General features: G+C 66.3%; 29 protein-coding genes. 20 read left to right on the top strand and 9 right to left on the bottom strand.

All coding sequences use genetic code 11. The features are described from left to right. Positions 1-113 precede the first annotated feature (113 nt). The 8 genes from BOO69_RS04525 (at position 114) to BOO69_RS04490 (ending at position 8,539) form a co-directional block, all read left to right on the top strand. Positions 114-800: a haloacid dehalogenase type II gene (locus BOO69_RS04525; protein ID WP_071970710.1), complete on the top strand. Its 687-nt coding sequence runs from the start codon at positions 114-116 to the stop codon at positions 798-800. Further along, positions 800-1,624, top strand: coding sequence for an alpha/beta fold hydrolase (locus BOO69_RS04520; protein WP_071970708.1), 825 nt, complete (start codon positions 800-802; stop codon positions 1,622-1,624). The genes BOO69_RS04525 and BOO69_RS04520 overlap by 1 nt, the downstream gene beginning before the upstream one ends. Continuing rightward, positions 1,621-2,589 carry a threonine ammonia-lyase gene (locus BOO69_RS04515; protein ID WP_071970706.1) on the top strand — a complete coding sequence of 323 codons (969 nt, stop codon included), beginning with the start codon at positions 1,621-1,623 and terminating at the stop codon, positions 2,587-2,589. Before BOO69_RS04520 ends, BOO69_RS04515 begins: the two co-directional genes overlap by 4 nt. Positions 2,590-2,680: 91 nt before the next feature. Then, complete coding sequence (gene pcaD / locus BOO69_RS04510) at positions 2,681-3,469, top strand: 3-oxoadipate enol-lactonase (protein ID WP_071970704.1); 789 nt, start codon at positions 2,681-2,683, stop codon at positions 3,467-3,469. Positions 3,470-3,514: 45 nt separating this feature from the next. Beyond that, positions 3,515-4,840, top strand: coding sequence for a lyase family protein (locus BOO69_RS04505; RefSeq protein ID WP_071970702.1), 1,326 nt, complete (start codon positions 3,515-3,517; stop codon positions 4,838-4,840). 4 nt (positions 4,841-4,844) lie between these two features. Then, positions 4,845-6,050, top strand: a complete 1,206-nt coding sequence (locus tag BOO69_RS04500) for a TCR/Tet family MFS transporter (RefSeq protein ID WP_071970700.1) — start codon at positions 4,845-4,847, stop codon at positions 6,048-6,050. Between the two features lie 101 nt (positions 6,051-6,151). Then, positions 6,152-7,240, top strand: coding sequence for a Zn-dependent alcohol dehydrogenase (locus BOO69_RS04495; RefSeq protein WP_071970698.1), 1,089 nt, complete (start codon positions 6,152-6,154; stop codon positions 7,238-7,240). A gap of 66 nt (positions 7,241-7,306) precedes the next feature. Continuing rightward, on the top strand, positions 7,307-8,539 hold the full coding sequence (locus BOO69_RS04490) for a mandelate racemase/muconate lactonizing enzyme family protein (RefSeq protein ID WP_071970696.1): 1,233 nt from the start codon (positions 7,307-7,309) through the stop codon (positions 8,537-8,539). A 3-nt stretch (positions 8,540-8,542) separates the two neighbouring features. Here the strand turns inward: BOO69_RS04490 and BOO69_RS04485 are convergent, their stop codons facing one another. Then, positions 8,543-9,088, bottom strand: a complete 546-nt coding sequence (locus tag BOO69_RS04485; protein WP_071970694.1) for a hypothetical protein — start codon at positions 9,086-9,088, stop codon at positions 8,543-8,545. 278 nt (positions 9,089-9,366) lie between these two features. Beyond that, a complete protein-coding gene (locus BOO69_RS04480) occupies positions 9,367-10,590 on the bottom strand; it encodes an acyl-CoA dehydrogenase (RefSeq protein WP_071970692.1) in 1,224 nt (407 codons plus the stop codon). 100 nt (positions 10,591-10,690) lie between these two features. Between BOO69_RS04480 and BOO69_RS04475 the strand changes: the two genes are divergently transcribed. Together BOO69_RS04475 and BOO69_RS04470 are read left to right on the top strand one after the other, a co-directional pair. Then, complete coding sequence (locus tag BOO69_RS04475) at positions 10,691-11,590, top strand: LysR substrate-binding domain-containing protein (protein ID WP_071970690.1); 900 nt, start codon at positions 10,691-10,693, stop codon at positions 11,588-11,590. 94 nt (positions 11,591-11,684) lie between these two features. After that, on the top strand, positions 11,685-12,032 hold the full coding sequence (locus tag BOO69_RS04470; RefSeq protein WP_071970689.1) for a cupredoxin domain-containing protein: 348 nt from the start codon (positions 11,685-11,687) through the stop codon (positions 12,030-12,032). A gap of 58 nt (positions 12,033-12,090) precedes the next feature. On the opposite strand, the gene BOO69_RS04465 is transcribed toward BOO69_RS04470, so the two are convergent. Continuing rightward, positions 12,091-12,759, bottom strand: coding sequence for an SOS response-associated peptidase (locus tag BOO69_RS04465; protein WP_071970687.1), 669 nt, complete (start codon positions 12,757-12,759; stop codon positions 12,091-12,093). 155 nt (positions 12,760-12,914) lie between these two features. Here BOO69_RS04465 and BOO69_RS04460 point away from each other — a divergent pair, with 155 nt between their 5' ends. Further along, entirely contained in the window at positions 12,915-14,159 is a 1,245-nt protein-coding gene (locus BOO69_RS04460) for an MFS transporter (RefSeq protein ID WP_071970685.1), read from the top strand. A gap of 84 nt (positions 14,160-14,243) precedes the next feature. On the opposite strand, the gene BOO69_RS04455 is transcribed toward BOO69_RS04460, so the two are convergent. Beyond that, complete coding sequence (locus tag BOO69_RS04455; RefSeq protein ID WP_071970683.1) at positions 14,244-15,800, bottom strand: bifunctional metallophosphatase/5'-nucleotidase; 1,557 nt, start codon at positions 15,798-15,800, stop codon at positions 14,244-14,246. A 257-nt stretch (positions 15,801-16,057) separates the two neighbouring features. Here BOO69_RS04455 and BOO69_RS04450 point away from each other — a divergent pair, with 257 nt between their 5' ends. The 4 genes from BOO69_RS04450 to arsC are packed head-to-tail and all read left to right on the top strand — an operon-like array spanning position 16,058 to position 18,220. After that, entirely contained in the window at positions 16,058-16,408 is a 351-nt protein-coding gene (locus tag BOO69_RS04450; protein WP_071970681.1) for a DUF952 domain-containing protein, read from the top strand. Beyond that, positions 16,405-16,839, top strand: a complete 435-nt coding sequence (locus BOO69_RS04445; protein WP_071970678.1) for a DUF1330 domain-containing protein — start codon at positions 16,405-16,407, stop codon at positions 16,837-16,839. Before BOO69_RS04450 ends, BOO69_RS04445 begins: the two co-directional genes overlap by 4 nt. Continuing rightward, positions 16,836-17,879 carry a quinone-dependent dihydroorotate dehydrogenase gene (locus tag BOO69_RS04440; RefSeq protein WP_071970676.1) on the top strand — a complete coding sequence of 348 codons (1,044 nt, stop codon included), beginning with the start codon at positions 16,836-16,838 and terminating at the stop codon, positions 17,877-17,879. Before BOO69_RS04445 ends, BOO69_RS04440 begins: the two co-directional genes overlap by 4 nt. Then, positions 17,870-18,220: an arsenate reductase (glutaredoxin) gene (gene arsC, locus BOO69_RS04435; RefSeq protein WP_071970674.1), complete on the top strand. Its 351-nt coding sequence runs from the start codon at positions 17,870-17,872 to the stop codon at positions 18,218-18,220. Before BOO69_RS04440 ends, arsC begins: the two co-directional genes overlap by 10 nt. Positions 18,221-18,247: 27 nt before the next feature. Here arsC and BOO69_RS04430 read toward each other — a convergent pair whose 3' ends face one another. Genes BOO69_RS04430 through BOO69_RS04420 form a run of 3 tightly spaced genes read right to left on the bottom strand, consistent with a single transcriptional unit; the run spans position 18,248 to position 20,545 of the window. Then, the gene (locus BOO69_RS04430) at positions 18,248-19,612 is read right to left on the bottom strand and encodes an MATE family efflux transporter (protein WP_071970672.1); all 1,365 of its coding nucleotides are present in this window, start codon (positions 19,610-19,612) and stop codon (positions 18,248-18,250) included. A gap of 1 nt (position 19,613) precedes the next feature. Then, positions 19,614-20,126, bottom strand: a complete 513-nt coding sequence (locus BOO69_RS04425) for a PaaI family thioesterase (RefSeq protein WP_071970670.1) — start codon at positions 20,124-20,126, stop codon at positions 19,614-19,616. Then, positions 20,123-20,545 (bottom strand): PaaI family thioesterase, encoded by a 423-nt coding sequence (locus BOO69_RS04420; RefSeq protein ID WP_071970666.1) that lies wholly within the window; start codon positions 20,543-20,545, stop codon positions 20,123-20,125. Before BOO69_RS04420 ends, BOO69_RS04425 begins: the two co-directional genes overlap by 4 nt. 106 nt (positions 20,546-20,651) lie before the next feature. Between BOO69_RS04420 and BOO69_RS04415 the strand changes: the two genes are divergently transcribed. Then, positions 20,652-21,032, top strand: coding sequence for a MerR family transcriptional regulator (locus BOO69_RS04415; RefSeq protein ID WP_071970664.1), 381 nt, complete (start codon positions 20,652-20,654; stop codon positions 21,030-21,032). Between the two features lie 48 nt (positions 21,033-21,080). Here BOO69_RS04415 and BOO69_RS04410 read toward each other — a convergent pair whose 3' ends face one another. Both BOO69_RS04410 and BOO69_RS04405 read right to left on the bottom strand, forming a co-directional pair. After that, on the bottom strand, positions 21,081-21,293 hold the full coding sequence (locus tag BOO69_RS04410; protein ID WP_071970662.1) for a hypothetical protein: 213 nt from the start codon (positions 21,291-21,293) through the stop codon (positions 21,081-21,083). A 96-nt stretch (positions 21,294-21,389) separates the two neighbouring features. Continuing rightward, positions 21,390-22,268, bottom strand: a complete 879-nt coding sequence (locus tag BOO69_RS04405) for a helix-turn-helix transcriptional regulator (protein ID WP_083545448.1) — start codon at positions 22,266-22,268, stop codon at positions 21,390-21,392. A gap of 111 nt (positions 22,269-22,379) precedes the next feature. On the opposite strand from BOO69_RS04405, the gene BOO69_RS04400 reads away from it, so the two are divergent. From BOO69_RS04400 to BOO69_RS04385, 4 genes are read left to right on the top strand one after another with little or no spacing between them, the layout of a single operon-like run. Next, positions 22,380-22,781, top strand: a complete 402-nt coding sequence (locus BOO69_RS04400) for a MerR family transcriptional regulator (protein ID WP_071970660.1) — start codon at positions 22,380-22,382, stop codon at positions 22,779-22,781. Positions 22,782-22,820: 39 nt separating this feature from the next. After that, positions 22,821-24,602: an acyl-CoA dehydrogenase C-terminal domain-containing protein gene (locus BOO69_RS04395; protein ID WP_071970659.1), complete on the top strand. Its 1,782-nt coding sequence runs from the start codon at positions 22,821-22,823 to the stop codon at positions 24,600-24,602. Between the two features lie 49 nt (positions 24,603-24,651). Then, complete coding sequence (locus BOO69_RS04390) at positions 24,652-24,864, top strand: hypothetical protein (RefSeq protein WP_071970657.1); 213 nt, start codon at positions 24,652-24,654, stop codon at positions 24,862-24,864. 34 nt (positions 24,865-24,898) lie between these two features. Further along, the gene (locus tag BOO69_RS04385; protein ID WP_071973632.1) at positions 24,899-26,047 is read left to right on the top strand and encodes an acyl-CoA dehydrogenase family protein; all 1,149 of its coding nucleotides are present in this window, start codon (positions 24,899-24,901) and stop codon (positions 26,045-26,047) included. The last annotated feature ends 70 nt before the right edge of the window (positions 26,048-26,117 follow it).

The following is a 26,117-nucleotide window of genomic DNA, read 5'->3' as shown; positions in this document are numbered from 1 at the left end:
TTCAAACCATGGCCCGAGTGTAAACCCCCCTGCCCGAGCGGCCTTCAAAGGCGATTTGGGGTCTTTCAAGGGTGCGCGCGCCATGACAATCTGCGCCCGACAAGGAGGCGCCCATGCCCATCACCACCTGCGTCTTCGACGCCTACGGCACGCTGTTCGACGTGGCCGCCGCCGCCCGCCAGGCGGCGTCGGAGGCCGATTTCGCCGCCATTCGCGACGATTGGCCCGCGCTTGCCGATCACTGGCGCAGCAAGCAGCTGCAGTATTCGTGGCTGCGGGCGATCACCGGCGCGCACGAGGATTTCTGGGTCGTCACCCAGAACGGCCTCGACTGGGCGATGGAAAAGACCGGCCACGGCGGCGATACCGCCCTGCGCGAACGGCTGCTGGCGCTCTACTGGGAACTTCAGGCCTATCCGGAGGTCCCGTCCATGCTTGCCGCTCTGAAACAAGGCGGGATGAACACCGCAATTCTCTCCAACGGCTCACCCGCGATGCTGCAGGGGGCCGTGGACAGCGCCGGGATCGGCGACATGCTGGACGTGTCGCTGTCGGTGGAAAGCGTGGGCATCTTCAAGCCCGACGCATCCGTGTACGACCTCGTGGGTCAGCATTTCGCCTGCGGACGGGACGAGGTGCTGTTCGTGTCGTCGAACGGCTGGGACGCGGCGGCGGCAACGGGCTATGGCTTTGACACCGCCTGGGTCAACCGCAGCGGGGAACCGCAGGACCGCCTGCCCTGGACACCCGCGCACGTTCTGGATGACCTGACCGGCATTCCGGCACTGGCGGGTCTGTGATGGCGCGCTTCACCACTTCTGACGGGCTGTCGCTGCATTACACCGACGAAGGCTCCGGCCTGCCGATCCTGTGCCTGGCGGGGCTGACGCGCACCGGCGCGGATTTCGATTACGTCGCGCCGCATCTTGCCGGCAACCGGATCATCCGGCTGGATTACCGGGGACGCGGACAATCCCACTTCGATCCCGACTGGCGCAACTACACCCCGCCCGTCGAATGCCGCGACGTGCTGGAATTGCTGGCGCACCTGTCGCTGGACAAGGTGGCGATCCTCGGCACCTCGCGCGGGGGGCTGAACGCGATGGGCCTCGCAGCAGGGGCAAAGGACCGCCTTCTGGGCGTGGCGCTGAACGACGTGGGGCCCTTCGTCGATCCCAAGGGGCTGGACTTCATCATGGGCTATATCGGCCGCAATCCGGCGGCCAGGACCCACGCGGAAGCAGCGGCGGCCATGGCCCGCGCCTTCCCCGAGTTCGAGGGCGTGCCCGAAAGCCGTTGGCTGGCGGAGGCCGAGAAACACTATGTCCTGACCGACAACGGGCTGAAGATCACCTACGACCCCGCGCTGCGCAAATCGGTGGAGGCGGCGATGGCGCAGGACGCGCCGGATCTCTGGCCGTTCTTCGACGCGCTGGAGGGTCTGCCGCTGGCCTGCATCCGGGGGTCGGCGTCAAACCTGTTGAGCGCCGAAACCCTTGCAGAGATGCAAAGACGCCGCCCGGACATGATCACTGCCGTGGTGCCCGGGCGCGGCCATGTCCCCTTTCTGGACGAGCCGGAGGCGGTGGCCGCCCTGAAAAAATGGATAGGAAAAATGACATGAACCTCGACATGATCCGCGCCGCGGCAGGTCGGCTCGACGGACACGCGCGGCGCACGCCGCTGCTGTCCTCGCCCTTTCTGGACGAACTGGCCGGACGGCGGGTCTGGGTGAAACCGGAATGTCTGCAGCATACAGGCAGCTTCAAGTTTCGCGGCGCCTTCAACGCCCTGGCGGCGATGGATGCCGAGGTCCGCAGGCGCGGGGTCATCGCCTTTTCCTCGGGCAATCACGCGCAGGGCGTGGCGCTGGCGGCGCGGATGCACGGCGTGCCTGCGGTCATCATCATGCCCGCCGACAGCCCCGCGCTGAAGCTGGCGAACACCGCGGCCCTGGGGGCCGAGGTCATCACCTACGACCGCGCCTCGGAGGATCGGGACGAGATCGGCGAACGTCTGAGCGCGGAACGCGGGCTGACGCTGGTCAAACCGTTCGACGAACCTGAGGTCATCGCGGGGCAAGGCACCTGCGGTCTTGAGATCGCGCAGCAGGCGGCGGAACAGGGGATCGAGACCGCCGATGTCCTCGTCTGCTGCGGCGGCGGCGGGCTGTCGAGCGGCATCGCGCTGGCGCTGGAGGCCGACGCACCGGGACTGCGGGTGCGCACGGCGGAACCCGAAGGGTTCGACGACGTGGCCCGCTCCCTGCATTCGGGCGAGATCGAGCGGAACGCCCGCACCTCGGGCAACATCTGCGATGCCATCATCACCCCGCAGCCGGGAAACATCACCTTTCCCATCCTGAAGCGGCTTTGCGGGCCCGGCCTTGTCGTCACCGAGGACGAGGCGCTGGCGGCCATGGGCCAGGCCTTCAACCGGCTCAAGCTGGTGGCCGAGCCCGGGGGGGCGGTTGCGCTGGCCGCCGCGCTCTTCCGTGGCGACGAAATCCGGGGCGACGACGTGATCGTCACGGTTTCGGGGGGCAACGTGGACCCGGCCATGTTCGCGCGCGCGCTGGAGACCCTGTGACCGGCTGCACCCCCGCCTGCCCCACCCGCGACGCCCCGCCTCGGGCCGTCGCGCGGCACCCGGCACCCATGCACCAGAACGGAGACCCGACATGAAAATCTACGATACCGGCGACGTGCGCCTGCACTACCGCGCGGACGGCCCCCGCGACGGTGCACCGGTCGTCTTTGCCAACTCGCTCGGCACCGACATGCGGCTTTGGGATCCGATCCTGCCGCTTCTGCCCGAGGGTCTTCGGATCATCCGATACGACAAGCGGGGGCATGGGCTGTCGTCCTGCCCGCCGGCGCCCTATTCCATGGGGGCGCTGATCACCGACGTGGAACGGCTGCTGGACTTTCTGGAAGTGCGCCAATGTGTCTTCGTCGGTCTTTCCATCGGTGGCATGATCGCGCAGGGGCTGGCCACCAAACGTCTGGACCTGATCCGCGCCATGGTCCTGAGCAACACCGCCGCCAAGATCGGCAATCCCGACATGTGGTCCGAGCGCATCGCGGCAGTGGAAGCCGGCGGCGTCGAAAGCCTCGCCGACGCGGTGATGGAACGCTGGTTCTCTCCCGGTTTCCGCGCGCGCCCGGAACTCGAACTGTGGCGCAACATGCTGGTGCGTGGCGAGGACGCGGGCTATGCCGGGTGTTCTGCCGCGATCTCGGGCACGGATTTCTATACCCCGACCGCCGCCCTGCGCCTGCCGGTGCTGGGCATCGCCGGGTCGGACGACGGCTCCACCCCGCCCGATCTGGTGCGCGAGACCGTCGAGTTGATCCCGGCGTCCAAGTTCCACCTGATCCGCAAGGCGGGTCATCTTCCTTGTGTCGAACAGCCCGAGGAGTACGCGCGCGTGCTGACGGATTTCCTGAAAGGGGTCGGCCATGTCTGAACCGGCAAGCCCGCGCCCGGCATCCCGCGGACAGGGACCATACTGATGGCCGCGTCGGTCTTCGATTCCGCGCTCTTCGGGCGGCTTTTCGATCCGGGCGAGGCCGGGCGTCTGTTCACCGACAGCGCCGCCGTCCGCGCCATGCTGCTGGTCGAGGGCGCTCTGGCCAAGGTGCAGGGCGCGCAGGGCATCATCCCCGAGCTTTCGGCCGCCGCGATCCACCGCGCCTCGCTGGAAATTGCCGTGGATCCCGGTGCACTGGCGGCAGAAACCGGGCAGAACGGGGTGCCCGTGCCTGCCCTTGTGCGCGCTTTCCGGTCGGAAATGCAGGCGCCGGAACATGCGCAATACGTCCACTGGGGCGCCACCAGTCAGGACATCGTCGATACCGGTCTGATGCTGCGTCTCCGGCAGGCCCTGGCACTCGCGGAAAGCGAACTGAAAGAGATCGTGTCGACGCTGGGCGCCCAGGCCGCCGAACATGCGGACCTGCCGATGCCGGCGCGGACCTACGGCCAGCATGCCACCCCGACGACATGGGGCGCGGTTCTGGCACAGTTCGGCTCGCCCCTGCTGGACGCGCTGGCGGGGCTGGAGGCACTGCGCGCGTCGGCGCTGTGGGTTTCCCTGTCGGGGGCGTCCGGCACCGGGTCGGCGCTGGGGCCGGATCCCGCAGCCACCCGCGCGGCGCTGGCCGAGGCACTGGGGCTTGGCGATCCGCGGCGCAGCTGGCACACCGACCGCACGCCGATCCTGCGCATCGCCGACTGGCAGGGTCAGGTCATGGCGGCGCTGGCGCACATGGGCCAAAGCCTGATCGCGCTTTCGGGCAGCGACACGCAGGAGGTTGCGCTCGGCTCGGGGGGATCGTCATCGACCATGCCGCAAAAGCAAAACCCGGTTGCGCCCTCGGCGCTGGTGGCGCTCGGGCAGCAGTTCACCGGGTTGCGTGCCGGGCTACAGACGGGCGCGGCGCACCAGCACCAGCGCGACGGCGCCGCATGGTTCACCGAATGGCTGGTTCTGCCGCAGCTGTGCCTGTCGCTGGCGGCGGCGCTGTCCCATGCCAAGGCGGTGACCGCCGGGCTGGTGCCGCGCCCCCTTCGGATGCAGGCCAATCTGGACAGCGGCCTTGGGCTGATCCATGCCGAGGCACTGAGCTTTGCCCTCGCCGAGTTCATGCCGCGCCCCGAGGCGCAGAAGGTGACGAAGGCGCTTTGCCTCGATGCGCTCGACAAGCGCACGCCGCTAGAATCCCTTGCGCTGGCGGATTACCCCCAGCTTGACCCCGGGGTCTTTGCGCCCGGCTCGGGGACCGGCGATGCCCCGCGCGAGGCCGAGCGCTTTGCCGCCCGTGCGCGGGCGCTCTGACGGGATGAAACCGGCCGCGCTGTTCATCATGCTGACAGTGCTGATCGATGCCATGGGCATCGGCCTGATGGTGCCGGTGATGCCCGACCTGATCCGCGAGGTGCAGGACGGCACACTGGCAGAGGCGGCGGTCTGGGGCGGCGTTCTCGCAACCAGTTTCGCGGCGATGCAGTTCCTCTGCGGCCCGGCTCTCGGCAGCCTGTCCGACCGGTTCGGACGGCGGCCGGTCCTGCTCGTCTCGCTGGGGGTCATGGCGATGGATTACGTCGTCATGGCGCTGGCGGGCAGCATCTGGCTCCTCCTCGCGGGCCGGCTGGTGGGGGGCATCACCGCGGCGACGCAGGGCACCGCCGCGGCCTACATGGCGGATATCTCCACGCCCCGGGACCGCACGCGCAATTTCGGGCTGATCGGGGCCAGTTTCGGCGCGGGTTTCGTGCTCGGACCGCTGATCGGCGGGATGCTGGCGGAATACGGCACCCGCGCCCCTTTCTGGGCCGCTGCGGGCCTTGCCACGGCCAATGTCGTGCTTGGCTGGGTGGTGCTGCACGAGACCGTGCGACCGGAACACCGCCGCGCCTTCGAATGGCGGCGGGCCAACCCGCTGGGCGTGCTGCGCAACCTCGACCGGCTGCCGGGGGTCCGGCAGCTGCTGCTGGTCTATTTCTTCTACCACGTCGCCTTTGCCGTCTACCCCTCGGTCTGGTCCTACTTCGGGCAGGAACGGTTCGGCTGGACGCCCGCGCTGATCGGACTCTCGCTGGGCCTGTTCGGCGCGGTCATGGCGCTGGTGCAGGGTGGTGCGATCCGCCTGGCGCTGCGCTGGTGGGGCGAGCGCGGCACGGTGGTCGCCGGCCATGTCTTTGCCGTCGCGGCCTACGGCGCGCTCGGGATCATCGCCTCCGGTCCGGTTGCCCTGTTGCTGACGCCGCTGGCCGCGCTGGCGGGCGTGATCCCGCCCGCGTTGCAGGGGATCATGTCGCAGCGCGTTGCCGCGGATGCGCAGGGTGAACTGCAGGGCGCGCTGACCTCGGCCGCATCTCTGGCGATGATTCTGTCTCCCCTTGCGATGACCTGGACCTTTGCGGCATTCACCCACCGCGACACGCCGTTCTATCTGCCCGGTGCCCCCTTCCTGGTCGCGATGTGCCTGACCGTCGCGGCACTGGCCCTGTTCGTCCGTCCCGCTGTGCGAACCGACGCAGCGTAAAGCCACCGCCACCGGCAATTCCCCGGTTGCTTCACAAGCCCGTTCCGGTTCAGGCTGACGCGCGAACGCCCTGTCAAAGGCCCACCGGAAAGGATTCTCCCGTGCAAATGATCAAAGCCGCAGTCGCCCATGAATTCGGTGCCCCCCTCGTGATCGAGGAGGTCCAGCTTCGCGCGCCCGAGGGCACCGAGGTCGAGGTCACGCTGGATGCCGTGGCGATCTGTCACTCGGACATCTCCTTTGCCGAAGGCGCCTGGGGCGGCACGCTGCCGGCGGTCTACGGCCACGAGGCAGCGGGGCGCATTTCGGCCGTCGGGCCGGGCGTGCAGGGATTGGCGGCGGGCGACAGCGTGGTGGTGACCCTCATCCGGGCCTGCGGGACCTGCCCCAATTGCGCCAGCGGCAGCCCGACCGTTTGCGAGACGCCCTATGACGGGGACAAGGGGCCGCTCAAGACCGCGGACGGCGGCACGCTGCACCAGGCCATGGCATCGGGCGCCTTTGCCCAGAAGGTCGTGGTGGAACAGGCGCAGGTCGTGAAGATCAGCGAGGATATTCCCAAGGACGCCGCGGCCCTGATCGCCTGCGGCGTGATCACCGGCGTCGGCGCGGTGGTGAATGCCGCCGGGCTGCGCGCCGGGCAGGACGTGGTGGTGATCGGCGCGGGCGGGGTCGGTCTGAACGCCATACAGGGCGCGCGGATCGCGGGCGCCCGCCGTATCGTCGCGGTGGACATGAGCGAGGAAAAGCTGGCCGTGGCCAAGGAGTTCGGTGCCACCGACGGGGTTCTCGCCAGCGATCCGAAACCATGGCGCGCGGCGCAGAAGGCGATGGGCCGCGGCGCCGACGCGGTGATCGTCACCGTGGGCGCGATCCCGGCCTATGACGCGGCGCCCCGCTATCTCGCCTGGGGCGGCAAGGTGATCATGGTCGGCATGCCGCATTCCGGCGGCATGTCGTCTTACGAGCCGGTGACGATGGCCTTCATGGGCCAGGGCATGGTCGGCTCCAAGATGGGGGACGTGGTGATCCAGCGGGATATTCCCTGGATGGTGGACCTGTACCTGCAAGGGCGTCTGAAGCTGGACGAACTGATTTCGGGCCGCTGGTCGCTTGACCAGATCAACGAGGCCATCGCCGACACCAAGACCGGCGCGGCACGGCGCAACGTGATCCTGTTCGATCGGTGAGCGCCCCGGGGGGCCAGCCCCCCGGACCCCCCGGAGGTATTTGGGGCATAAAGAAGGATTGAAGGCATGAAGCTGGCCGATCTTGATATCATCGTCACCGCGCCCCCGGCGCCCGGCTGGGGCGGGCGGTACTGGATCCTGGTGAAGGTGACCACGGATACCGGCATCACCGGCTGGGGCGAATGCTATGCCGCCTCCGTCGGGCCTGAGGCGATGCGGGCGGTCATCGCGGACGTCTTCGAGCGGCACATGGCCGGGGAGAACCCCGAGAACATCGAGCTGATGTTCCGGCGGGTCTATTCCAGCGGGTTCACGCAGCGGCCCGACCTGACGGTCATGGGGGCGTTCTCGGGGCTGGAGATCGCCTGCTGGGACATCCTGGGCAAGGACCGCGACCGCCCGGTGCATGCGCTGATCGGCGGGCGCATGAACGACCGCGTCCGCGCCTATACTTATCTCTATCCCCTGCCCGGGCATCCGCTTGCCGACTTCTGGACCTCGCCCGAGATGGCCGCCGAGGCGGCCGCGGACTGTGTCGCCCGAGGCTACACAGCGGTGAAGTTCGACCCCGCCGGACCCTATACAATGCGCGGCGGCCACATGCCCGCGATGAGCGATATCACCCAGTCCGTCGCCTTTTGCGCGGCGATCCGAGAGGCCGTGGGCGACAGGGCCGACCTGCTGTTCGGCACGCACGGCCAGTTCACCACCGCCGGCGCGATCCGCCTGGGCCAGGCGATCGCGCCCTATGCGCCGCTGTGGTACGAGGAACCGGTGCCACCCGACAACGTGGCGCAGATGGCGCAGGTCGCGGGGGCCGTGGGCATCCCGATCGCCACCGGCGAACGGCTGACGACAAAGGCCGAGTTCGCCCCGCTGTTGCGCGCGGGCGCCGCCACGATCCTGCAGCCCGCACTGGGGCGTTCGGGCGGCATCTGGGAGACCAAGAAGATCGCGGCGATGGCGGAAGTCTACAACGCGCAGATGGCGCCGCATCTCTACGCGGGGCCGGTGGAATGGGCCGCCAACGTCCAGTTCGCCGTGTCGATCCCGAACCTGCTGATGGCCGAGACCATCGAGACGCCGTTCCACGACCGGCTGATCAAGAGCAGCATCCGGGTCGAGGAAGGCTTCATCCCCGCGCCGGAGGCTCCCGGACTCGGGATCGAGGTGGACGAGGACCTGGCCCGCGCGCACCCCTACACCGGGACAGGGTTGCATCTGCAGATGCAGGAAGATCCCTGCGACTACGTCAATGGCAACGCGTTCGAGGGCGGCGCACCCGCCCCCCGCGACTGAACGTCAGAGCTCGGCTTCCGGCCCGATGGGCTTGAGCGCGCCGACGGCGGCGAAATGCGCATGGCGCAGGGCGGCGGCATCCTCTGCCGTGCTGCGCGGCGACATCTGGCTGAGCACCTGCACCAGCACACCGTTCAGCGCCGCATAGCTGTGCAACACGGTTGTCGACTTGTTCGGCCCTGCCAGACGGTAGGTCAGCGTCCCGAAGGGCGCGCCGTTGATCGACCGGCTGTCGAGATCGATGAATTCGAAGTTCTGCCCGACCGCCCCGGCGCGCGCATCGATCATCTCGATGATCCGCGCCTCGATGGCCTGCTGCGTGACGGTGAGCGCCCCGCCCTTCTCTGCCAGAACCTTGGAGATGAAGCCCTTGGGGTGCAGCCAGTAGCTGATGCCCTTGTTCTGCCCCTTGTCGATGCGCGTGAAATCCGCGCCGGCGCAGAAGGTCAGACCGGGACCGGCGCGGCTGCACTCCGGCAGGACATCCGCCGCAAGCACCGGCTGGGTGAAAATGGAAAGAAGGCAGGCCGCAAAAAAATTTCGAAACATGGGAACTCCTGTTGCGCGTTGCGCGTTAAGGCTAACCCACGAATATTTTCAAAAGCAAAACACGACCGCAATGAAACGGTCACAATTTGGTTTGTTGCCCAAATATGGTGCAAAAATGCCCCAACCGCACTGGGGATTGTGCCGACACCCCCACCCAAAGACACGAAAAAGCGCCCGGTGTTCCCCGGGCGCTGAGCCACGCCGGCAGGCGTGGGCCGATGTCATCTTCGGCGGAAATCTCCGGCAGAGGATCCGGGGCAATCAGCCCGGTCCGCGTTTCAGAAGAACGCCTGCAAACCGGTTTGCGCGCGGCCAAGGATCAGCGCATGCACGTCGTGGGTCCCTTCGTAGGTATTGACCGTCTCGAGGTTCATCATGTGCCGGATGACCTGGAATTCGCCCGAAATCCCGTTGCCGCCATGCATGTCGCGGGCATTGCGCGCCACTTCAAGCGCCTTGCCGCAGTTGTTGCGCTTGACGATGGAGACCATCTCGGGCGCGGCATTCGCCTGATCCATCAGGCGGCCCACCTGCAGCGATCCCTGCAGGCCGAGGGAGATTTCGGTCATCATGTCGGCAAGCTTCTTCTGGAAAAGCTGCGTCTGCGCCAGCGGCTTGCCGAACTGCTTGCGGTCGAGGCCGTACTGACGCGCGGCGTGCCAGCAGAACTCCGCCGCGCCCATGGCCCCCCAGGAAATGCCGTAGCGGGCCCGGTTGAGGCAGCCGAACGGGCCTTTCAGCCCCTGAACATGGGGCAGCAGCGCATCCTCGCCCACCTCGACGCCATCCATGACGATCTCGCCGGTGATCGAGGCGCGCAGGGAGAGCTTGTTGCCCACCTTGGGGGCGCTCAGGCCCTTCATCCCCTTTTCCAGCACGAAGCCGCGAATCTTGCCGCCGTGCTCTTCGGATTTGGCCCAGACGACGCAGACGTCGGCGATCGGCGCGTTCGAGATCCACATCTTGGAGCCGGTCAGCTTGTAGCCGTTTTCGGTCTTCACGGCACGGGTCTTCATCCCGGCGGGGTCCGAACCGGCATCCGGTTCCGTCAGGCCGAAACAGCCGATCCACTCGCCCGTGCAGAGCTTGGGCAGGTATTTCTTGCGCTGCGCTTCCGAGCCATAGGCGTAGATCGGGTACATCACCAGACTGGCTTGCACCGACATCATCGAACGATAGCCGGAATCGACCCGCTCGACCTCGCGGGCGACCAGACCGTAAGAGACATAGCCGCTGCCCAGCCCGCCGTATTCCTCGGGGATGGTGATGCCCAGCAGGCCCATCTCGCCCATCTCGCGGAAGATTTCCGGGTCGGTTTCCTCGTTGGCAAAGGCGTCGATGACGCGCGGCTGCAGTTTCTCCTGCGCATAGGCATGCGCGGAATCTCGGATCATGCGTTCGTCTTCGGTCAACTGGCTGTCCAGCCGGAAGGGGTCGGACCAGTCGAAAGTACCCAGGTCGGGTGCATCCTTGGCGCGCAGGATCGGGGCTTCGGCATTCATGGCAATTCCTCCATAGGGGTTGCGGTTGCGCCCAGTATTGCAAAATCCGCCTCCGATGACTATCGCTCCTTTGTCCTGCATGCATGAGAAAAAGTCATAGATGATCGCGCCGCGTCGTTTCCTGCCCTCGATTTCCGCCCTGCTCGCCTTCGAGGCCGTGGCGCGGCTGGGGTCGGCCACGCGCGCGGCCGAAGAGCTGTCGCTGACGCAATCGGCGGTCAGCCGCCAGCTCAAGACGCTGGAAGACCAGCTTGGCGTCGACCTGCTGGCACGCAACGGCAGGCAGCTGGACCTGACGGAAGCGGGCCGCGCCTATGTCGGTCATGTGCGCGACGTGCTGAACAGGCTGGCGCAGGCCAGCGTATCGGCCCGCACCAACCCGCAGGGCGGCGCACTGAATCTGGCGATCCTGCCCGCGTTCGGCATGCACTGGCTGGCGCCGCGCCTGCGCGACTTTGCCCGCAGCCACCCGGAAGTGACGGTGAACCTGTCCACCCGGCTGAAACCCTTCGCGATCCAGGACAGCACCTTCGACGCCGCGATCCATTTCGGGCACGAGGACTGGCCCGGCGTCAGCTATCTGCCGCTGATGCCCGAAACCGTCGTGCCGGTCTGCGCCCCGTCGCTGATGGATGCGCCGGTACGCGATGCCGCCGAGATCCTGAAACATCCGCTCCTGCATCTCGAGACACGACCGAGGGGATGGGCGCGCTGGCTTGCCGCGCTCGATGTCGATGCCGACCCGCCGGCGGGCATGGTCTTCGATCAGTTCTCGACCATGGCGCAGGCGGCGATACACGGTCTGGGGGTGGCGCTGCTGCCGACCTTCTTTGCCGATCCCTATCTGCGCGACGGGCAGCTCGCGCTCGCGTCCGACCAGACGACCCAGAGCATCGGCAGCTACTACCTCGTCTGGCCGCGCGAACGCGAAACCGGCGCGGCGCTGGGATCCTTCATTGCCTGGCTCGCCGCACAGGCAGGCGAAGCCGGCGAAAAATAGGGTCACAAAGCGGCGAGCGAACAAAATTTCGCCGCATTTGCCGTTTACCACGACTCATCCGTAACCGGGTGGGGCCGTTACAAGGAGCACTTCGATGCTTGACACATTCTGCAAGGGCGCTGTCGCCGTTGCTGCCGCAACCGCATTCTGGGTCGGCGCCGCCCAGGCCGACAACCAGTCCGTCCTGATCATGGAAGGGTCGTTCTTCCCGTCCACGACCTATGCCAAGCCGGGCGACAACGTGATCTTCACCAACCTGAGCGGCCAGGTACAGTATCTTTCCGGCCCGGAAGACAGCTGGGAATCCGGCCCGATCGGCGTGGATGCGACCTATCGTCTGAACCTGACCCATTCGACCCCGCTGACCTTCTCCAACGGTCAGGACGGCGAAGGGCTTGTGGAAGGCGAGATTTCCTACGATCCGGCCCCGCTGAACGACTGATCCACCAAGACAGACCGCCGAAGGCTCCGTGCGCCGCACGGGGCCTTTCGGCGTGCGGTCAGACCGGTTCGACCAGCGCGGACCCCGATGCGCGGTTCGAGTTCACGGCACGATCGACGCGATGCCACGTCAGCGCGTCATCCGGGGCGGACTTCATCAGCACGGCCGCGCCCTTGCCCGCCTCGCCCAGCCAGAGCGGCCAGTCCTCGGGCTCCAGCACCACGGGCATGCGGTGGTGGATTTGCTGCATCGGCCCGTTCGCGCCGCAGGTCACCACCGCGCAGGTCCGCATCCCCTCCTCCGCATCCGGTCGCCAGTCCTGCCAGACAGCCGCCAGCGCCAGCGGTCCGTTGTCGCGACGGGTGATGTACCACGGATCGCGCCCGCCGTCGGTGTCCTTTGTCCATTCGTAAAAGCCCGAGGCCACGATGATGCCGCGCCGCGCACGCGCCGCCTCGCGGAAGGCGGGCTTTTCCGCGATGGTCTCGGCCCGCGCGTTGATCAGCAACGGACCGTCGCCCGGCTTCTTGTACCAGTGCGGAATGAAGCCCCAGCGCATGGCCCCCAGCCGGCGCTGGCCAGCGTCGTCGCCCGCCGTCACGACGTGCACGTCGTTGGTCGGGCAGACATTGTAGTTCGGAACGGCCGGCAAGGCGTTCGCGGGCGCCGCGGCAAAGATCTGCGCCATCGCATCATGCGGAAGCGTCACGGCCATTCGTCCACACATTCATCCATCCTCCAGCGTCATGTCTGCGCCGCAGGCTACAGCGTCACGGCGGGGCCTGCAAAGACATCCACCCAACCCGGAATCGCCCCGTGCGGGCTGTAATCCCGGACCGGTCTCTGGCAATCTTCGGTCATCCGGCAAGAGAAAGGACCGCCATGCTCAGACAATTCCTGCCTGTCAGCGCCCTGCTGCTCGGGTCCGCCTTCCTGCTGTTCGCCGGGGGAATCAATGGCCTGATCCTGCCCGTGCGCGGCAATATCGAGGGCTTTTCGGCCATCTCTCTCGGGCTTCTGGGGACCGGCTGGGCGCTTGGCTATGTGTCGGGCTGCCTGATGACGCCGGCCCTGGTGGCAAGGGTCGGCCATGTCCGCGCGTTCGGCGCGCTTGCAGCCATCGCCGCCATATCGATGCTGGCCAGCGCCATACAGATCACCCCCTGGGCGTGGATCGTGCTGCGCGGGGTCTGCGGCTTCTGTTTCGCGGGCGCGGCCATGATCGTGGAAAGCTGGTTGAGCGAGCAATCCACCCCCGAAACGCGCGGGCGCATCTTCGGTGTCTACACCATGGTCAACCTCGCGGCGAGCACCGCGGGATCGCTGATGCTGACGATCGGAGACCCCTCGGGCTTCCTGTTCTTTGCGCTGGCCGCGATCTTCTACTGCATGGCGCTGGTGCCGACCGCGCTCAGTTCCTCCTCCACCCCTGCCCCGCTGGTCACGGTCAAGCTCAACCTCAGGGCGCTGTGGCGCAATTCCCCCGTGGCCGTCTTTGCGGTTTTCTGGGTCGGCGTGTCCAACGCCGCCTTCGGAACGCTGGCGGCCGTCTATGCGCAGAACGTCGGGCTGGTGCTGGCGGCGGTGTCGCTGTTCATCTCCATCCCCATCCTCGCCGGAGCGGTGATCCAGATGCCGGTGGGCCTGCTGTCGGACCGGATGGACCGCCGCAAGGTACTCGTGGGCGTCGCGGCGCTGGCACTGGTGGCGGATCTCGCGTTCATCCTGCTGGCCCCCGATGGCCGCGCGCTGAACCTGACCCTCGCCGCGCTTCTGGGCGGATCGATCTACGCGATGTACCCGGTCATCGTCGCCCATGCGAACGACCACGCCGAACCCGGCACCGCGATCCAGATCTCGGGCGGGCTGCTGCTGACCTTCGGGATCGGGTCTATCATCGGGCCCACGGTCGCGGGCCTCGCCATGGCGGAGATCGGCGTGCGGGCGCTGTTCCTCACCACGGCAGTCTCGCACGGAGTCGTGATCCTTTATACGCTGTGGCGGATATCCAAGCGCGAGGCGGTGGCCGATGCGGACAAGTCCAGCTTCCAGCCGATCAACGCGGGCCGGACATCCGCCCTGCAAACGGTCGAGGTCTCGCAGCAGGCCCCGGAAACCACCAGCTGAGGATCCGGGGGCAAAAGGTCCGGTGCAAAAAGTAAAAGGCGCGGCCGGGACCGGCCGCGCCTCTGAACTGGCCTCAGTGCCACCTTACTTTGCGGTGATGCGACCGTCGGTGTAGGGCGTGTAGGGCCCGTTCTCGGCAAGATATTCCGCCGTGACGTCCGCAAGGTCGGGTCCGAAGTCGTAGGGGTTCATCGCCGTCTTGAACATCTCGTAGCCATCGCCGCCGTTGCGCACGTAGTTGTTTGAGACCACGCCATAGGTCTTGGCCGGGTCGAGCGGTTCCCCGCCCACGGTCACGTCGCTGATCCGGCTGCCCGGCTCGGCGCTGGCGTCGAAGGCGAAGGTCATGCCCGCCACCTGCGGGAAGCGGCCCGCGCCTTCCTCGATCTGGCTGACGCCGTTCTCGAGCGCCGCCTTCAACGTCTCGCCGGTGACCTGGAAGGTGGACAGGGTATTCTGGAACGGCAGCACCGTCAGAACCTCGCCCATCGTGACTTCGCCGGCATCGATGGAGGCCCGCAGACCGCCCGAGTTCGATATCGCCACGTCGATGCCTTGGTCACGCACCCGCGCCAGCATTGCGTCCGAGACGAGATTGCCCATCGAACATTCCTGCTTGCGGCACACATCGCGGTTGCCCTCGATGGCGTCGGTGGCCTCGGCCACAACCTTGTTCCGGATCTCCTCCAGCGGCGCGGCCGCTTCGGAGATGCGAGCGACGGTGCCCTCGTCCTCGGTCACGGCAGCGTCCATGATCAGCGGCTCGCCGGTCGCTTCGGTCACCTTGCCCTCGTCGTCGAAGGTCACGTTGAGCTCGCCCAGGAACTTGCCGTAGGCATAGGCCTGCACGATGGCGACATCCCCCACCATTGTCGGATAGGGGCCTTCGGCACGATCGTTGGTGTTGCTGAGCAGCGTGTTCGTGTGGCCGCCGACGATCACGTCGACGCCCGTGGTCTCGGCCGCGACGCGCTGGTCCACCGCGTAGCCCGAATGCGACAGCACGATGATCTTGTTCACGCCTTCGGCGGTCAGCTTGTCCACTTCGCCCTGAACGGCGGCGACGGGATCGGAAAAGGTGACGTTCTCACCGGGGCTGGCCAGTTCGTCGGTATCCTGCGGGGTCAGGCCGATCAGGCCCAGTTTCTCGCCGCCGCGCTCGATCACCACCGACTTCGGCAGGCTGTCCGCCAGCAGCTGCTCCGCCGACACGTCGGCATTGGACATCAGGATCGGAAAGTCGATGGTGTCGATGAAGCCTTTCAGCACCTCGGGGCCATCGTCGAATTCGTGGTTGCCCACGGTCATCGCGTCATAGCCCATCTTGTTCATCATCTCGGCGGCCAGTGCGCCCTTGTAGTACGAATAGAACAGCGTGCCCTGGAACTGGTCGCCGCCATCGACGAGGATCGAATTGTTCGACCGCGCCCGCGCCTCGGTGATCGCCGTCATCAGGCGCGCGGAGCCACCGAAACACTCGCCCGCGGTGTTGTCCTCGGCCGCGCAGGGTCCGTCGTACTTGCTGATCGGCTCGAACCGCGCGTGGAAGTCGTTGGTATGCAGGATGGTCAGCTGGTAATCGGCGGCGGCCGCGCCGGCCGTGAGGGCCAGCGCCGCGGCGCCCGTCAAGAATCGTGTCATGGTCTTTCCCCGTTGGAATGCATGTCCGCATGGTGGCCTGCGACCTGCCCCCTGTCAAAGGCTTGTATCCCGCCTGCCGCCGGGTCAGCCCGTCCCGTCTGCGGATGTGCCGCGTCATGCAGCCGGTGCACGGGCCGAAACCGCGTGATGGAGTATTTCTGGCATAAAGAAGCGGGGCGCCTGCCCCCGATCATGACCCTGCGCCCGGGGCGGCGCAGGTGCTTGACCGCTGGCGTCTCCCGGGGCATCACTGCGCCATGTTGATATACAAGATTTTTCTCGCCGACGAATGGGCGGCCCTGCGCCGCGACGGCAGCACAGAGGGCGCACCGATCGACGTCGCGGACGGTTACGTGCACTTCTCTACCGCCGGGCAGGCCCCGGAAACGGCGGAGAAATACTTTGCCGGGATCGAGGGGCTGATGCTGGTGGCCGTCGACGCCGATGCGGCGGGCGCCGACCTGAAATGGGAACCGTCCCGCGGCGGCGCGCTGTTTCCGCATCTCTACCGCCGGCTGACCATGGACGACGTGGTCTGGGCCCAGCCGCTGCCGATCGCCGGCGGCGCGCACCAGTTTCCCGCGGGCCTGGAGGAGGCCAGCCGATGACAGGATACATCGACCCCGACCGCGCGCAGTTCGACGCGTTCAAGGCGCTGGACCGCGACGCGCCTCTCAACATGCTGAACCTGGTCGCCTTCAGGGACAAGGCCGACTATCCGGGCGACCACGACCTCGCGCGCGACGGGCTCAGCGGGGCGGAGGCCTATGCGCTCTATGGCAAGCATTCGGCCCCCGTTCTGGCCCGCGTCGGCGGCAGCATCCTGTGGAGCGGGCGTTTCGACGTGACCCTGATCGGCCCGCAGGACGAGACCTGGGACGCGGTCTTCATTGCCGCCTACCCCAGCGCGCATGCCTTTCTCGCCATGGTGTCGGACCCCGAGTACCAGCGTGCGGTGATCCACCGGCAGGCGGCGGTGCGCACCTCGCGGCTGATCCGCACGACGCCGCGCGCGGTGACCCAAGGCGGCTTCGGATGAGACCGGCGGTGGAGCGGCTGGGCCTCGCGGCCCTGCACCGACTTGATCCGGAAAGAGCACATCGCATGGCGCTCAGGGCGCTGCGCAGCGGGCTTGCGGCGCAACCCGGCCCGGTGACCTCGGACCGGCTGCGGACCCGCGTTGCGGGCATCGACCTGCCCAACCCCGTCGGGCTGGCAGCAGGCTTCGACAAGAACGCGCGCGCGGTCGGCCCCCTGTCGAGGGCCGGTTTCGGTTTTCTCGAAGTGGGGGCGGCGACGCCTCTCGCCCAGCCGGGAAACCCCCGCCCCCGCCTGTTCCGCCTGACAGAAGACGGGGCCGCGATCAACCGTTTCGGGTTCAACAACGACGGCGCGCGGCTCATTTGCGATCGGCTGGCGCGGCGCCGCAGCAGCGTTCCCGTCGGGCTGAACCTTGGCGCGAACAAGGCCAGCATCGACCGCTCGGCCGATTTCACCGGCGTCATGGTCGCGGCACGGGACCACGTCGATTTCGCGACGGTCAACGTGTCCTCGCCCAATACCGAAAAGCTGCGCGACCTGCAGGGCAAGGCGGCGCTGGCTGGGCTCTTGGCGGGGGTGATGAGCGTCCGCGGCACCACCCCGGTCTTCCTGAAGATCGCGCCCGACCTGTCGGACGCCGAGATCTCGGACGTGGCGGAGGTCGCCGAAACCGCCGGTGTCGACGCGATCATCGCCACCAACACCACGCTGGACCGCGAGGGGTTGCGCTCGTCGCACGCGCACCAGGCGGGCGGTCTGTCGGGCCAGCCGCTCTTTGACAAGTCGACCCGCGTGCTGGCCCGTCTGTCCACGCTGACCGACATTCCCCTGATCGGGGTCGGCGGTGTCGGATCGGCGGAACAGGCCTATGCCAAGATCTGTGCGGGGGCCTCCGCCGTCCAGCTCTACACGGCGCTGGTGTTTCACGGGCTCGGCCTTGCGGCGGAGATCGCCCGCGGCCTTGATGTCCTGCTGGAACGCGACGGGTTCGACCAGGTTTCGGATGCGGTCGCGAGCCGGCGAAAGGAATGGCTGTGATCACCATCTGGCACAACCCGCGCTGTTCGAAATCGCGGCAGGCCCTGTCGTTGCTGCAGGAAACCGGCGCGGAGGTCGCGGTGCGCCGCTACCTCGAGGATCCGCCCGCCCCCGTCGAGATCGAGGCGGCGCGCGATGCGCTCGGGCTCGGGAGCCTGCACGGGATGCTGCGGAGCGGAGAGAAGATCCTGCGCGAGCTGGGGCTGGATTCCGACGCCTCGGAAACGGCGCTGCTGGCGGCGATGGCGGCCCATCCGATCCTGATCGAACGTCCGATCGTCTTTGCCGGGGCGCGCGCCGTGATCGGCCGCCCCCCCGAGAAAGTCCGCGCGATCCTCTGAACCGGCGCGCCCGAGAGGCGGGACGGGCTAGCCCGCCGCCCGCTCCAGCGCCGGGTAGCGCAGACCGAGCGTCACGGCGCGGGCGATGAAGGCGATCAGAAGCGCCAGCCACAGGCCGTGATTGCCCAGCGTCGGCAGCATCAGCGCCACAGCCACCACGTAGAACGCAAAGCTGACCGCCATCATGTTGCGCATGTCGCGCGAGCGGGTGGCGCCGATGAAGATTCCGTCCAGCATGAAGGCGGCGCAGGCGATCACCGGCAGGACCACCAGGTATGGCATGTAGAGACGGGCCGCCTGCTGCACCTCGGGAGCCTTGACCATCAGGTCGACGATCTGCGGCCCGGCGAGCGCGATCACGGCCGAGGCCAGCACGGAGGTGGCGTAGGCCCAGCCGGTGCTGACCAGCGCCCCCCGGCGCAGCACGTCGCGCCGCCCCGCCCCCATCGCGCGACCCACCAGCGCTTCGGCGGAAAAGGCGAAGCCATCGAGCCCGTAGGAGGTGATCATCAGGAAATGCAGCAGCACCTGATTGGCCGCGAGCGTGACGTCGCCCATGCCCGCCCCGAAGAACATGAAGGAAACGAACATCGCCTCGAGCAGCAGGGACCGGATCAGGATATCCGAATTGAGCCGCGCCATCCGGATCCACCGCACCCGGTCGAAGACACGGGACCAGTTCCGCCATGCGGTCCCAAAAAAGGCGGCGCGGCAGAACCAGAGGCCGAGGGCCGCGCCGGTCCATTCGGCGATGAAGGTCGCCACGGCGACCCCCTGCACGCCCCAGTCGAGGCCCAGCACGAACCACAGGTCGAGCACGATGTTGATGCCGTTCATCGCGACCTGGATCGCCAGCACGGCACGGGTGCGCTCTTGCGCGATCAGCCAGCCGGTGATGGCATAGAGCGCGATGGCCGCCGGCGCCGACCAGACGCGGATCGCCATGTAGGATTGTGCGAGACCTTCCACCTCGGCGCTGCCCGGCGACACCCGGAAGGCGGCAAGGAACAGGGGCAGTTGCAACAGGATGATAAGCACGCCGGCCCCGAAACCGATCACCAGCCCGCGGGTCAGCAGCGCGGCGACCTCGGCCTCGTCCCCCTGCCCCGAGGCTTGCGCGGTCAGCCCGGTAGTGCCCATGCGCAGGAAGCCGAAAATCCAGTATATCGCCGAGAGGATGATGGCGCCCAGCCCGACGGCGCCCACGGGCGCGGCAAGGCCGATCTGCCCGACAACCCCGGTGTCCACCGCGCCCAGTATCGGCACGGTGGCGTTGGAAATGACGATGGGCAGCGCGATGTTGAGCACGCGGCGGTGGGTGATGACGTCGCGCGGCGCCAGCGCGCCGGTACTGATCGCGCGCACCTCGCTTTCGCGGAGCGGCTCGGTCATGTCACGCCTTGCGCTGCGGCATCAGGAAATGGCCCGTGGCCTGCGCGAACATGCGCTCGCGGTTGTCCTGCCAACCCTCCACGTGAACACTGGCATAGCGCCTGCCCGACCGATTGATCCGGGCGCGGGCATAGGCGTCGCGCGGCAATCCGGAACGCAGGTAGTCGACGGTAAAGTCGATGGTCTTGGGCAACCGGGGCAGATCGACGTTGCCGACGTCGCTGACATCCAGCACGCCGTTTTCCATGTCCTCCCAGATGTAGCTCCAGCTCAGCGTGATGATCGCCGTCACCTCGAGAAAGGCCGACGTGGCACCGCCATGCAACGCGGGCAGAAGCGGATTGCCGATCAGGTCTTCCTTGAAAGGCAGGATGCCGGTCAGTTCATCCCCGCGCCGCTCGAAACCGATGCCCATGAACTGGATATAGGGGACACCATCGACCAGCGCGCGCAGCACCGAATCGCGGCGCTGCTTGACGACCTGCACGGGTTCCGGTCCTCGACGTTTGCTCATTTGCCGCCCTCCACGGTGAAGGTGCCTGTCACGGTCGCCACCGGCGTTTCGGTGTTGTCGTCCGTCGCGGTCGCCCGCACGAAGGCGACGGAGCGGGTCACGTGATAGCAGGTCGCCTCGGTGGTGATGGTCTGACCCGGCGTGGCGGCGCGCAGATATTCGATCCGCAGGTCGATGGTGGCCGTCCCCGCCGGGTTGCTGGGGTGGCTCATGACGGCCGCCCCGCAGGCCGTGTCCATCAGCGCGGACACCGCGCCGCCATGGACCACACCGGTGTTCGGGTCACCGATCAGCTTGTCTGCGTAAGGCATGGAAATGACGGCCGTGCCGTCGCGCAGGGCCTTCAATTCCATCCCCAGTGCCCGCGCGTGCGGCAACGCACGGATGAACTGGTTCGCGCGTGAAGTCGTGTCGGTCATCTGGCTCCCTTTCGGGCACCGTTATCAGCGCCTCGCGGCCAAAGAACAAGACCGGCTGTTGCGCTTGGACATTCGGCACCATAGCTTGCGCGCGGGGAGACCGAAGATGACCGAAGACAGACTGACCTTCAAACAGATGTGCGAGCGTTTCGACGTCACCCCGCGGACCCTGCGGTACTACGAATACATCGAACTGCTGCATCCCGAACGCGAAGGCCGGTCCCGGTTCTACAGCCCGCGGGAATGCGCCCGGATGAAGCTGATCCTGCGCGGCCGCAAGTTCGGCTTCTCGCTGGAAGGCATCCGTCAGTGGCTTCTGATCTATGAAAAGGAAGGCACGGAGGCGCAGATGCGGGCGTGGGTTACCGCCTCCGAACGCCAGCTTGGGGAACTGGCCGAGCAGCGCGCTCAGCTGGACGAGGCGATGGCGGAACTCCAGCGGCTGCATGACGAAACGGTCGAGGAACTCGAAAAGCGGGGCGCCTGAGTCAGAGGGCCTGTGCCCGCGCGGCGATGACGTAAGGTCGATCCGGCCTCAGCCCCGTGCCGCGCCATCTCGCTTGCCGTGGTGGTGGGCCATGCTGCTGGCGATCCTGTCCAGATCGGCGGCAATCACGATCAGCTCGGACACCAGCCTGCTGGACTGCGAGGTAGCCATTTCGTAAGCGGCGTCTTCCACGAGTTTGGCGGCCTCAAGCAAATTCTGACGAGGATCGCCGTGCAAAAGTGAATTCGCTGAGTCATCCATATGGCAACCTTTCGAATTTTGCTGCACCTGCAGCATCCGGGGAGTAGACAGGCCGCTTAGCCCTGTTTCCGTGAGCGGTCATGTCGCGCAGATGCGTTACACGACATCCAGATTGCTGATCTGTATCAGACCCGACCCCAGTCCCTTGATTGCCGCAGTCGTACGATCATTGACATCCAATTTGTCAAATAGCCTGCGTCCCATGGTGTCAACCGTATGGCGCGAGATCCCGAGAATCTCGGCGATGACGCCGTTGCTCTTGCCCCGGGCCATCCAACGCAGGATCTCGAGCTCGCGCGGCGACAGGTCGACCCGAAGCCGCGGCGGCTCGATCAGCTCGCAAAACCGCAGATGCGCGACCTGCGCGGCGCATTGAAGCTCGAAGATCTGTTTTGAATTCGGGGCCGGGGCCGACTTGGCGAAACCGACCCCGAAGTACGCGTTCCGACCCTTTGGCCCGAACACGGGCAACGCCAATCCCTCGCCGATGTCCGACTTCTTGCGGCGCTCCATGAAGGCCGCTTCCTGCTCGGTCAGGTCGCCGAGCGCCTCGATCTCGGACCACAGGAAGGGACGCGACAGTCTTTTCGACAATTCGGGAATTGGGTCGATCACCCTGAGGTTCGACTCGATGTATTCACACACCCACGCCTCGGGGAAACCGTCCTCGACGAACCCCATGCGCCCGCCCGGCAGATCGGCCGTGTCGCCGAGGTGGTAACTGACCATCTCTATGTCACGGCTGTGAAAAAAGGCGAGCACGGCCTGCCACAGACGCTCCGGATCGGGTGCGTCCGCACACTGCCCTACAAGACCTTTTATCGTTTCAGGAGACATAAACCACCAGGTCCGCTGCCCAATACTACAGGAAAACGAGCAATATGTGGAATGCAAACTGAGTGAAAGGTCCGATCCCGGCGCGGCGCGGCGCGGACGAATTTCGGAACCACCGCAGAGGTTTGGGCGGAAGTCCATCCAAAGTGACGTGACGTCTATGTTACGTAAACGTCAACGGATGTTGTAAGAGCCGTCTCGTATTCCCAGATCGACGTCGAACCAGACGCAATTCTGATGAGAGCAGATGTGATGACAACCGATACGATGACCATTCGCCAGATGTGCGACGCCTTCGAGGTGACACCCCGCACCCTGCGTTTCTACGAGGCAAAGGAACTGCTGTTCCCGATCCGGCAGGGGCAGAAGCGCCTGTTCACCAAGCGTGACCGCGCGCGGCTGAAACTGATCCTGCGCGGCAAGCGCTTCGGCTTTTCGCTGGAGGAAATCCGGCAGCTGCTGGACCTCTACCACATGGGCGACCAGCAGCAGACGCAGATCGCGCGCACCTATGACATCGCGCGCGCGCGCCTCGCCGACATGGAAGCGCAACGCGACGAACTCAACGAGGCGATCGACGACCTCAAGGATCAGCTGAAGTGGGGCGAGAAGATGATCGGCTCCATGAACCAGTCCCGCAAGGCCGCCGAATAAGCGCCCCACCCCATCAAGACACGTCAAAGGGAGATTCCCATGCCCAGCTACACCCCCCCAGTGAAGGACCTTCAATTCGTCTTGCATGACGTGCTGAAGGTCACCGACAGCGCCACGCCCGGCTACGATGAGCTGGAGGCCGAATTCACCTCGGCCATCCTCGAAGAGGCCGGCAAGCTGACCTCCGGCGTTCTGGCGCCGCTGAACGCGGTAGGCGACAAGGAAGGCTGCCGGCTGGAGAATGGCGTCGTCTACACGCCCAAGGGGTTCAAGGAAGCGTTTGAGCAGGTCAAGGAAGGCGGCTGGCCGGGTCTGGACATGCCGGAACAATACGGCGGGCAGAACATGCCCTACGTGATGGGCACCGCGGTGGGCGAGATGTTCTCGGCCGCGAACCAGGCCTTCACCATGTACCAGGGCCTGACCCATGGTGCAGCGTCGGCGATCCTGGCGCATGGCACCGACCAGCAGAAGGATACGTTCCTGCCGAAAATGGTCTCCTGCGAGTGGACCGGCACCATGAACCTCACCGAACCGCATTGCGGGACCGACCTCGGCCTCATGCGCACCAAGGCCGCGCCGCAGGATGATGGCAGCTACAAGATCACCGGGCAGAAGATCTTCATCTCCTCGGGTGAACACGACATGGCCGACAACATCATCCACCTTGTGCTGGCCAAGATCGAGGGCGGCCCCGAGGGGATCAAGGGCGTGTCCCTGTTCATCGTGCCGAAGTTCCTCGTCAAGGAGGACGGGTCGCTGGGCGAACGCAACGGCGTGGCCGTCGGCTCCATCGAGGAAAAGATGGGGATCCACGGCAACTCCACCTGCGTGATGAACTACGACGGTGCGACCGGCTACCTGCTGGGCGAGGAGCACAAGGGCATGCGCGCCATGTTCACCATGATGAACGAAGCCCGCCTCGGCGTGGGGATGCAGGGCCTCGCGCAAGCCGAAGTGGCCTATCAGAACGCGCTGGAATACGCCAAGGACCGGCTGCAGGGACGCGCGGTGACCGGGGCGGAATACCCCGACAAACCCGCCGATCCGCTGATCGTCCACCCCGATATCCGCCGCAGCCTGATGGATCAGAAAAGCTTTGTCGAAGGGGCGCGCGCCTTCATCCTCTGGGGTGCCTCGATGATCGACGCGGCGCACCGTTCGGAAGACAAGGCGGCGGACGGCCTCGTGTCGCTGCTGACCCCGGTCATCAAGGGCTTCCTGACCGACCAGGGCTACGACATGACCGTGAAGGCCCAGCAGGTCTATGGCGGGCACGGCTACATCGAGGAATGGGGCATGTCCCAGTTCACCCGCGACGCCCGCATCGCCATGATCTACGAAGGCGCGAACGGCGTTCAGGCACTCGACCTCGTCGGCCGCAAGCTGGCGCAGGACGGCGGCAAGCACGTCATGGCGTTCTTCGACATGGTCAAGGACTTCATCAAGCAGAACGCGGGACAGGACGCCGATTTCGACAAGCAGTTCCTCGACCCGCTGAAGGCGGCCAGCAAGGATCTGCAGCAGGCGGGGATGTACTTCATGCAGAATGGCATGAAGAACCCCAACCATGCGCTGGCCGGCTCGAACGACTTCATGCACATGTTCGGCCATGTCTGCCTCGGGCTGATGTGGGCCCGGATGGGCCTCGCGGCGACGCAGGCGCTGAAGGACGGCACCGGCGACGCGGCGTTCTACGAAACAAAGCTGGCCACCGGCCGCTACTATATGGCACGTCAGTTGCCAGCGACCGCGCTGCACCTGACCCGCATCCAGTCCGGGGCGGATACGGTTATGGCGCTGGACGCAGCCAACTTCTAAGATCGTCGGGCGGGGCCGGTCCCCGCCCGATCCACAGTCCGGAGAGACAATGCCAAAACGCTTTCGCCTCACCCGCCGCTTTCCCGTCGCCATGACCGAGGACGGCTACCGCCGCCTCAAGAAGTTCAGTGCAGATGCCGGGTTGGACGAGGGCGAGGCGCTCTCCTTCCTGTTCGAGAACTTCAACTCGGTCATGAACGAAGAGAACCTGATCGCGCGGCTGCGCCTCTTCAACGCGGATCTGGACGACCGCAAGCGCTGAACGGACAAGACCCCGGGGAGGGAACATGAACGACATGAGCACGGCACCATCGGGCTGGATGACCGACGAACACCGGATGATCGCAGAAATGGCCGCGTCCTTCATCCGGACGGAGTGGTCTCCGAAGTTCGAGAAATGGCGCAAACAGGGCGAAATGGACCGGGAAACCTGGCAGCAGGCCGGTGAACTGGGGCTTCTGTGCCCCTCCATCCCCGAGGAATACGGCGGCGCCGGCGGCGACTTCGGCCACGAGGCGGCGATCCTGATCGAAGGCGCACGCGCCAACCTGGCAAGCTGGGGCAACGGCATCCATTCCGGGATCGTGGCCCACTACATCCTCGCCTACGGCACCGAGGAGCAGAAGAAACGCTGGCTGCCCCGGATGGTCTCGGGCGAGATGGTCGGCGCGCTGGCGATGACCGAACCCTCCGCCGGGTCCGACGTGCAGCGGATCAGGACCAAGGCCATCCGCGACGGCAACGCCTACCGGCTGTCCGGGCAGAAGACCTTCATCACCAATGGCCAGCACGCCGACCTCATCATCGTGGCGGCCAAGACCGACCCCACGGAAGGCTCCAAAGGGGTGTCGCTCGTCGTGCTCGAAACCGACGGTGCCGAGGGCTTCACCCGTGGCCGCAACCTCGAGAAGATCGGGAAACACGCGTCCGACACGTCCGAGCTGTTCTTCGACAACGTCGAGATCCCGCCGGAGAACATTCTCGGCCAGGAGGAAGGCAAGGGGTTCTACCAGATGATGCAGCAGCTTCCCCAGGAACGGCTGATCATCGGGTGCGAAGCGGTCGGTTCGATGGAGGGCGCGGTGGCGCTGACCGTCGACTATTGCAAGGAGCGGCAGGCGTTCGGCGGCAACCTGCTGCAATTCCAGAACACACGGTTCAAGCTGGCCGAATGCAAGACCAAGACAGCGGTGGCGCGCGCCTTTCTCGACACCTGCATCGCGGAACATCTGCGCGGCGACCTGACGGTCGAGCGGGCCGCGATGGCCAAATACTGGCTGACCGACACACAGGGCGAAGTGCTGGACGACTGCCTGCAACTGCACGGCGGCTACGGCTTCATGCAGGAATACGCCATCGCCGAGATGTGGACGGACGCCCGTGTTCAGCGGATCTACGGCGGCACCAACGAGATCATGAAGGAACTGATCGCGCGCGGCTTCTGACGCCGGGCAATCATTCATTGTTCCGTAAATATACCACGGGGGTCCGGGGGTGTGAAACCCCCGGTCCGCC

Source organism: Sulfitobacter alexandrii, from assembly GCF_001886735.1.
Lineage (GTDB): Bacteria > Pseudomonadota > Alphaproteobacteria > Rhodobacterales > Rhodobacteraceae > Sulfitobacter > Sulfitobacter alexandrii.
Note: the sequence above shows the minus strand (reverse complement) of the source record. Positions and strands in the feature narration are given on the sequence as shown.